General features: G+C 61.4%; 6 protein-coding genes and 4 tRNA genes. 9 read left to right on the top strand and 1 reads right to left on the bottom strand.

Annotated features, from left to right (window positions below):
* Positions 1 to 89: 89 nt before the first annotated feature.
* The 4 genes from menD to HMPREF2562_RS03350 are packed head-to-tail and all read left to right on the top strand — an operon-like array spanning position 90 to position 4,376.
* On the top strand, positions 90 to 1,925 hold the full coding sequence (menD, locus tag HMPREF2562_RS03335) for a 2-succinyl-5-enolpyruvyl-6-hydroxy-3-cyclohexene-1-carboxylic-acid synthase (RefSeq protein WP_083295692.1): 1,836 nt from the start codon (positions 90 to 92) through the stop codon (positions 1,923 to 1,925).
* 43 nt (positions 1,926 to 1,968) lie between these two features.
* Positions 1,969 to 2,460: a DUF3592 domain-containing protein gene (locus HMPREF2562_RS03340; RefSeq protein ID WP_016422033.1), complete on the top strand. Its 492-nt coding sequence runs from the start codon at positions 1,969 to 1,971 to the stop codon at positions 2,458 to 2,460.
* Positions 2,461 to 2,464: 4 nt separating this feature from the next.
* Positions 2,465 to 3,673: a glycosyltransferase family 4 protein gene (locus HMPREF2562_RS03345; RefSeq protein WP_016422034.1), complete on the top strand. Its 1,209-nt coding sequence runs from the start codon at positions 2,465 to 2,467 to the stop codon at positions 3,671 to 3,673.
* Positions 3,674 to 3,683: 10 nt separating this feature from the next.
* Positions 3,684 to 4,376: a demethylmenaquinone methyltransferase gene (locus HMPREF2562_RS03350; protein WP_042388380.1), complete on the top strand. Its 693-nt coding sequence runs from the start codon at positions 3,684 to 3,686 to the stop codon at positions 4,374 to 4,376.
* Between the two features lie 51 nt (positions 4,377 to 4,427).
* Here HMPREF2562_RS03350 and HMPREF2562_RS03355 read toward each other — a convergent pair whose 3' ends face one another.
* The gene (locus HMPREF2562_RS03355) at positions 4,428 to 5,780 is read right to left on the bottom strand and encodes a geranylgeranyl reductase family protein (RefSeq protein WP_016422036.1); all 1,353 of its coding nucleotides are present in this window, start codon (positions 5,778 to 5,780) and stop codon (positions 4,428 to 4,430) included.
* Positions 5,781 to 5,898: 118 nt separating this feature from the next.
* Between HMPREF2562_RS03355 and HMPREF2562_RS03360 the strand changes: the two genes are divergently transcribed.
* The 5 genes from HMPREF2562_RS03360 (at position 5,899) to HMPREF2562_RS03380 (ending at position 7,974) form a co-directional block, all read left to right on the top strand.
* Positions 5,899 to 6,954 carry a polyprenyl synthetase family protein gene (locus HMPREF2562_RS03360; RefSeq protein ID WP_049172333.1) on the top strand — a complete coding sequence of 352 codons (1,056 nt, stop codon included), beginning with the start codon at positions 5,899 to 5,901 and terminating at the stop codon, positions 6,952 to 6,954.
* Positions 6,955 to 7,134: 180 nt separating this feature from the next.
* Positions 7,135 to 7,216 (top strand) — tRNA-Tyr (locus HMPREF2562_RS03365).
* 396 nt (positions 7,217 to 7,612) lie between these two features.
* Positions 7,613 to 7,685: transfer RNA gene (locus HMPREF2562_RS03370), tRNA-Thr, on the top strand.
* 39 nt (positions 7,686 to 7,724) lie between these two features.
* Positions 7,725 to 7,798, top strand: a tRNA-Met gene (locus tag HMPREF2562_RS03375).
* A gap of 103 nt (positions 7,799 to 7,901) precedes the next feature.
* Positions 7,902 to 7,974, top strand: a tRNA-Trp gene (locus HMPREF2562_RS03380).
* Positions 7,975 to 8,084 lie beyond the last annotated feature (110 nt).

The raw sequence follows: 8,084 nt of genomic DNA on the forward strand, positions 1-8,084 counted from the left end.
GCAATGACCGCCTGACCCTACCGCCCGAAAAACGGCTTCCAAACTGACATAAACCTAGTCAGTAACTTCCGGCAAGTAGCCTATTGAGTGTGAACGACAACCAGGACACCTCCCATACCCCGGACACCTCGGTGAACGACAACGCCTCGGCAACCGACGCCACGTCCCATACCCCCGCAGCCCCCACGGCCCCATCCGCAGTGGTAGCGGGCCTCATCGTCGATGAGCTGCTGCGTCTCGGCATGGTCGATGCCGTGGTGTGCCCGGGTTCCCGGTCCGCCCCGCTCGCCCGCGCTCTGGTCCAGGCCGCCGACGCGGCGAAGGTTCGCCTCCATGTGCGCATCGATGAACGCTCTGCCGCCTTCCTCGCCCTCGGCCTGGCCTCGCGCACCCGCAAGGTGACCCCGGTAATTACAACGTCCGGCACAGCAGTGGCGAACCTCGTGCCCGCCATGGTGGAAGCCACCGCGTCGGGCATTCCGCTGTTGGCACTGACCGCCGACCGCCCCGCGCATTATCGCGGCACCGGCGCGAACCAGACCATCGTCCAGGACCGCCTGTTCGCTGATGCCTCTGTCGTCGAGTTCGATCTGGACGGCACCGCCCCGGTCACGAAGGCCACCGCCGCGCAGATCCGCGCTCGCATTGATCGCGTTGTCGCCGCCATGGCATCCGGCGCCGGCCACCTTAACGTCCGTTTTGTCGAACCGCTCGTGCCTGACGACGACTCCGTCGCCGACATCCCCGAGGGCCGCGCCGATGGCGGCCCCTGGACCACGATTGCGCCTACCAACAGCAACAACGTCGGCGTGGCCGCCACCGCAACCGGCCCGGCCAACGCGGCTAGCACAGCCACAATTGACATCAGCCGCCGCACACTCGTGATTGCGGGTTCGAATGCCCCGCACCTGCCGGCGCTGGAGGATTTGCCAACCATCGCTGAGCCGAATGCGTATGCGCCGGCGCACCCGGTGCACCCGCTCGCGGCGGGCACTTTCGCGCAGATTCCGCCGGAGCAGATCGTGCTGGTCGGCAGGCCGACGCTGCACCGAGGTATCTCTAAGCTGCTGGCCAATCCGGATATCGAGCTGACCGTTGTCTCCGAAGCGGAAAACCACGGTTTTGGGGTGGAGTTCCCGGATGTGACGGCGAACGCAAGGGCCGTCGTTAGGCATGTGCAGACTGTGGGGGAGCAGGACCCGCAGTGGACGAAAATCTGTGAGGCCGCCAGCGAGTTGGCGGTGAAGTCCGTGCGAGAGACGCTTACCGAGTCGATTGAAGCGGAGGAACCGCTGACCGGATTTCATGTGGCGGCGGCTCTGACGGACAGCCTGCGCACGGGTGACAATGTGGTGCTGGGCGCGTCGAACCCGGTGCGCGATGCGTCGTACACGGGCCTGCCTTTCCCCGGTGTGAACACGTATGCGGGACGAGGTGCCGCGGGCATCGACGGCACGGTGGCGACGGCAATCGGTATTGCGCTGGCGTCCGACCGCGAGCATGCCGACGAGATCCGCCCGCCGCGGACGATTGCACTTATGGGGGACCTGACGTTCCAGCACGACTCCGCAGCGTTGGCAATTGGGCCGCTGGAGCCGAGGCCGGAAAACCTCACCATCGTGGTGGCCAATGATGCAGGTGGCGGTATTTTCGAGACGCTGGAGGCGGGCAGCCCGGTTCTGCGGGGAAGCTTTGAGCGCATCTTCGGCACTCCGCAGGGCGTGGACTTTGAGGGCATCTGCCAGGCTTACGGGGTCGAGCACGTGCGCGTTGACCGCCTCCCAGATCTGCTCGCGCAGTTGCACCCGGATACCGACGTCGATGGCATCCGCGTCATTGAGGTGGCGACCACGCGTGCGACGCGTCGGCAGTTGCATCACAAGCTGGCATACAATGCGGAGATTGGGGTGCTGGACAAGCACTAGCTGGAAACAATCAGAGACAGAAAAATAGGAGGTCGCGACCGCCATGCAGTGGAAAACTGCCCTGGCCAATTGGCCGCGCTTCCTTCGTCAGGTACTGCTCTTTGTAATGATTTGCCTGTTGCTGTCGTGCCTGGCCATGGTGGTTGGCTGCTTCATTAATGACCGCAATATCGAGTCGAACATGGGGCAGTCCGTAGCCAACGTGCGCTCGGTCGAGCTCCTTCGCACCACGGTTGATTTCGTCGACGAGAATGGTGATTTTCAGTCGCCGCCAACCGGTTTGCTCTATCCCGTTGGTCTGGAAGAGGGGCAGCGCGTCCGCGTCGAATACGACCGCACTGATCCCAATGTCGTCCGCGTCGCCGGACGCACATGGACGTTGTCACTTCTCCCGGCGACCAGCATCGCTGTGGTTGCATTTCTCGTCGTCGCGCCGTTGTGGTGGTTGTCGTTGCGCGCAACCCGTCGTTTACAAAGAGATCCCCAAAAGGTAAACAGAGGGTCACTTTCGCTTTCCGACGAGATGGAAAACTAGCACCATGCGCGTTGCCATCATTGCTGAAAGCTTCTTGCCCAACATCAATGGAGTGACAAACTCCGTGCTGCGGGTGTTGGAACACTTACGCCGTGAAGGACACGAGGCGCTGGTGATTGCGCCGGGCGCTCGGGACTGGCAGGAAGAGGCAGAGTTCTACTGCGACTACCGCATTGAGCGTGTGCCCACTGTGATGGTGCCGTTGATTGATTCGCTACCGATTGGTGTGCCGAACCGTCGGGTAGCGTCGGCGCTGACGCAGTTTAAGCCGGATGTTGTCCACTTGGCTTCGCCATTTGTGCTCGGTGGTGCGGGCGCGCTGACTGCCAAGGCACTGGGCATCCCGGCTGTGGCCATCTATCAGACGGACGTTGCGGGTTTTGCCAAGAACTACAAGTTGGCGGGGCTCTCCACGGCCGCATGGTTGTGGACGCGCGTGATTCACAACTCCTGCGCCCGAACGCTGGCGCCGTCGTCGCCGACTATTGAGGACCTGCAGGATCACAAGATTCGTGATGTCTACCGCTGGGGCCGCGGTGTTGATGCGGTTCGCTTTACTCCGACAAAGCGTAGTGAAGAGCTCAGGAAGCAGTGGAGCCCGGAGGGCAAGCCGATTGTTGGTTATGTCGGCAGGCTCGCGGCGGAGAAGTCTGTGGAGCGGCTGGCAGCGCTGAACGGCCGCGATGATATTCAGGTGGTCATTGTCGGCAATGGCCCGGAGCTGCAGAAGCTGCAGAAGCAGATGCCGAATGCCGTCTTTACCGGACAGCTCACCGGCGATAAGTTGGCAGCGGCATTCGCCAGTCTGGACGTGTTCGTCCACACCGGTGACTTTGAAACCTTCTGCCAGGCGGTACAGGAAGCCCACGCCTCCGGTGTGCCGGCCATCGCTCCGAACGCAGGCGGCCCGCGCGACCTGATTACCAACGACGTCAACGGCTACCTGCTGGAACCCAAGACTTTCACCCGCGATTTGGCTGAGGCGGTCGACAAGCTGCTGCTCGTTGACGATGAGCTGGCACGTAAGCAGCTGCGCAACCGCTGCCGCGACACCGTGACCGAGCGCACCTGGGAAGCACTGTGTGCAGACCTGGTTCGCCACTACGAGGAGGTTTCTGGGGTTTCCGCGGCCGAGACGTCAAGCAAGGTCGCAGCAGATGCGATTGATGCCTCCCATGCAGGTGCTGCTACGCGTCAGAAGTCGGTCGCGTAATCTGGACATCGTGTCTAGGGCTGATTTAACGAAAAATCCCAGCGAAGTCGCCTCGATGTTCGATGGCGTGGGGAAGAATTACGACATCACTAATACCGTGCTCACCGGTGGCATTGACCACTACTGGCGCGTGCGCACGGCAAAGCGCCTGAACCTGCAGCCTGGCCAGAAAGTCCTCGACCTGGCCGCCGGTACGGCTGTTTCATCAGTGGAGTTGGCAAAGTCTGGCGCATACGTCGTTGCCTGTGATTTCTCCCGAGGCATGCTCAAGGCCGGTGCACACCGCGATGTTCCCAAGGTCTGCGGTGACGGCATGAAGCTGCCATTCCCGGACAACACCTTCGACGCGGTGACCATCAGCTTCGGTCTGCGCAACATCGTGGACTACAAGGCGGGCCTCGCTGAGCTAGCTCGCGTGACCAAGCCCGGAGGCCAGCTAACAGTCTGCGAGTTCTCCACCCCCGTGATGCCGGTGTTCAGCACCTTCTACAAGGAATACCTGATGCGGGCACTGCCGCAGATCGCCAAGGTCGTCTCCTCGAACCCGGAGGCCTACGTGTACTTGGCGGAGTCGATTCGCGCCTGGCCAAACCAGCCGCAGCTTGCCCGCGACATCAATGCCTCTGGCTGGGAGGATGCCGGTTGGCAGAATCTCACCTTCGGTATCGCAGCGCTGCACTCGGCAACCAAGCCCGCACAGTAGCTCGCTAGCCCGCAGCAAAGCCCTGTCGCAGGGCCCGTCGTAAAGCGATTCCTACTGCCAGGGCTGGCGCCCGAACCACTTATCGGAGGCCAGCGCTGTCCTCCCCGAAGCGCGCCAGAGTCGCGCCACTACGTCGCGGTCGTGTTCCGTGACCAGGTTTCCCATCAGGCGTGCGGCAACACCCATGAGCTGGCTTCCCCACGGGGCGCCGATGGTCAGCGGGCCGACCGTGGGAAGGAAGCTCGGGTACGTCAGCGTCAGCGCCAACTTGCGAGCCAGCGAGAAGCCGGTGCCGTAGTGCTCGCGAAGGAGGGCGGGCCAGGAGTGCGTCAGCCCATCGCGGCCCGCACCAATCGAGCTAATCAGCTCCACCGCCAGCCGCGCCGACTCCATGCCGTAGTCAATGCCCTCACCGTTGAGCGGGTTGACCAAGCACGCAGCATCACCGAGCAACGCCCAGTTGGGCCCCGCCACATTCGACACGGCACCGCCCATCGGCAGCAACGCCGACGTCACGTGCTCAGGCTCGCTCATCTGCCACTGATCGCGCACCTGTCCGTGGTACTCACGCAGCAACTTCTTCACATTCGTGCGCGCCGGGCGTGCCGACGTCGCCAGCGCCCCACACCCCACATTCGCCCGGCCCTCGCCCAGCGGGAAAATCCAGCCATAGCCCGGGTGCGTATGCCCTTCGGAGTCGCGCAGTTCCAGGTGCGAGTGAATCCAGTCATCCGCTACGTCTGCGCTGTCGAAGCTGACATACGACCGTGCGGCCACGCCAAAGACGCTGTCTCGATGCCACGCACGCCCCAGCTGCTTGCCGACGGTACTGCGGACCCCATCGGCCACGAGCAACCAGCGGGCCGAGATGGTGTGTGGCTTGCCCTCGCGGTCGGAAAGCTCCACCTCGCGCACGCCATGACCCCGCGTGCCGCCAGTGTTCAGCGCTCCGAGAACCACCTTCCGCGCTGCGACTCCATCAAAGACCTGCGCACCGGCATCAGCGGCGGCATTGAGCAAGAAAGTGTCGAGCTCAACTCGCGGCATCGCGGATCCGACAGCGGGGAAAGTGCCCGAGGCATCATCTGGCCAAGGTGCGGTGATGGAGCCGCCGAAACCGTGTAGCTTGAGTCCGCGGTTGCGGTTGCGGCGCAGGAGCTCGTCGTCAAGCCCTAGACGACGTAGCTCAGCGATGGCACGAGGAGTGAGCCCGTCGCCACAAGTTTTGTCGCGCGGGAAGCGCTGGGAGTCGACCACAGTGACCGAAAAACCGGCGCGGGCGGCGTGAATTGCGGCTGCGGAGCCGGTGGGGCCTGCGCCAACAATGAGCACGTCAGTGCTGCTGGGTAGAGCGACGGTGCCGTCGAACGTGGGGGAAACTCGCGAAATCGGGCTTGAGGTCATTGCCCCAGCGTATAACGACGTTGAAACAAATATGGGAACTGGTCTGCTAGCCACTATGCTCGTAAGGTAGTTTATTTAGCAGTTTCTTATCTTTTATCGTCAGTTAGGCAGGTCTCGAATGCGTACTGGAGACTACTCCGGGCTTAGTTCCGGAAGTGCTCAGGGCACTGGTGAGCACACCGCCACTAGTTCTCACTTCGTTGATGAGGCGCTGGAAGCAACAATCACCGAGGGAATGCGCAAGAGCGAGGACCTCCTGATTACCGAGCTGGGGCGCGGCGAGGACTTCCTAGTCGAGCGGGTTTCCCACCTAGCTCACGCTGGTGGTAAGCGCTTCCGCCCGATGTTTACCATGCTGGCCGCGCAGTTCGGGGAGAACCCGGAGAGCGATAAGGTCATCACCGCCGCAACGGTGCTGGAGCTGACGCACCTGGCGACGCTCTACCACGACGATGTCATGGATGAAGCGGATAAGCGCCGCGGTGTGCCCTCCGCAAACTCGCGCTGGGACAACACCGTCGCCATTCTGGCCGGTGACTACCTCTTCGCTGCTGCATCCCGCCTGCTGGCGGAGCTCGGTTCCGAGAGCGTGGCTCACTTCGCTGAGACCTTCGGTGTTCTTGTCACAGGTCAGATGCGAGAGTGCCTCAACGACTTGGACCTGCCGATAGAAGAGCGCATCGAGCGCTACCTGAAGGTCATTGCCGAAAAGACCGGTGTGCTCATCGCATCGGCCGGTTATCTCGGCGCCTATCACGCCGGTGCGTCCGCCGAGATTTCCAACGCGCTGCGCCGCTATGGCGAACTAATCGGTATCGTTTTCCAGATTGTCGACGACATCATCGACATCTCCTCCAATACCGATCAGTCCGGCAAGACTCCGGGCACTGACTTGCGCGAGGGCGTCTTCACGCTGCCGGTTCTCTACGCGCTGCAGGAGGACACCCCAGCCGCTGACCGCCTCCGCGAGATTCTTGTCGGCCCAGTTTCCGACGACGCGCTTGTCGACGAGGCCCTCGAGCTCCTGGCTCAGACCAACGGTGTGGCTCGCGCGATGGAGAAGGTCAATGAACTGCTGGATGAGTCCGACCGCGTCATCGCTGACCTTCCTGACTGTGCGGCCAAGGAGGCCCTGCGTCACGTTGCTCGCTACACCGTGGAGCGCGTGGGGTAGTGGATTGAGCTCCATCGGCGAGATGGGCCTAGGGGCGAGCACTGCTCTGAGGTGAGCTCTGCTCTGGGGTGAGTTCTGCTGAGGGGTGAATCCAGGTAGGGAAATATCCTCTCGACCTGCCGATTTGTGTAAATGACAGAGTAGTGGGTAGCATTCCATTCGCACCGTTTAAGAGTGCACGCCAGATTGCCCGAGCGGCCAAAGGGAGCGGATTGTAAATCCGTCGGCATTGCCTTCGTTGGTTCGAATCCATCATCTGGCACAGTGAAATCACCGCGAGAATTTTCTCGCGGTGATTTTTTTGTAGGGCCCGTTGATGGGGATGCGGGGCGGGGGTTTGGGGTAGGGGCTCGAGTGAGGGGCTCTGGATTAAGCGGGGGCAGGGGCTCGAGTTAGAGGCTCGAGTTAGAGGTCAGCCACTCATCGATGAGCTATTCACTTATGGTTCCGCTGGGGCTCATCGATAAGTGAATAGATTATCCATAAGTGCGCGCCAAATGTCTGCAAACGTGACAAGAAATACCACTGCCTACCTGCTGATTTGTGCTTAGTGGTGATTTCGGGTTAATCTTTGCAAGGCTTCACGGAGAGCACAGAGCGAAACGAAGCGGTCAACAATTGGCCACAGAGTTACGTGCTGGGTTTAACGGATGCTGATGCCCCCTTAGCTCAGTCGGCAGAGCGTTTCCATGGTAAGGAAAAGGTCGACAGTTCGATTCTGTCAGGGGGCTCTGTTCTTTTATACGGACTTATGTCCGGTAGAGAATAGGGGCGATGTAGCTCAGATGGTGAGAGCGCACGACTCATAATCGTGAGGTCGGGGGTTCGATCCCCCCCATCGCTACTACGGACAGTGATGTTCGTCGAACCCCGCCTTGATTATGCAGCAATGCAGTAAGGTGGGACATTGTCAGCTAAGGACTGAGAAGTTCTTTCGCTGGTGGTGAAGGGGCGTGGCTCAATTGGTAGAGCAGCGGTCTCCAAAACCGCAGGTTGCAGGTTCGAGTCCTGTCGCCCCTGCAAGTACCCGTCATCCAGGGCGTATGAAAATGCGTCTGGGTGGCGGGTTTTTCGTTTATGTTCGGTGGCGGTGGGGCAATGCGAGTTACTGACTGCGTTTATGACAAAAA

The sequence above is a fragment of the Corynebacterium sp. HMSC077G07 genome (genome assembly GCF_001809225.1).
Taxonomy (GTDB): Bacteria; Actinomycetota; Actinomycetes; order Mycobacteriales; family Mycobacteriaceae; genus Corynebacterium; species Corynebacterium jeikeium_D.

What these genes read in the sequence shown, in the direction of transcription:
- HMPREF2562_RS03340 (WP_016422033.1), top strand. Translation starts at nt 1,969, where the DNA reads ATGCAGTGGAAAACTGCCCTGGCCAATTGGCCGCGCTTCCTTCGTCAG.
- HMPREF2562_RS03345 (WP_016422034.1), top strand. Translation starts at nt 2,465, where the DNA reads ATGCGCGTTGCCATCATTGCTGAAAGCTTCTTGCCCAACATCAATGGA.
- HMPREF2562_RS03355 (WP_016422036.1), bottom strand. Translation starts at nt 5,780, where the DNA reads ATGACCTCAAGCCCGATTTCGCGAGTTTCCCCCACGTTCGACGGCACC.
- HMPREF2562_RS03360 (WP_049172333.1), top strand. Translation starts at nt 5,899, where the DNA reads ATGCGTACTGGAGACTACTCCGGGCTTAGTTCCGGAAGTGCTCAGGGC.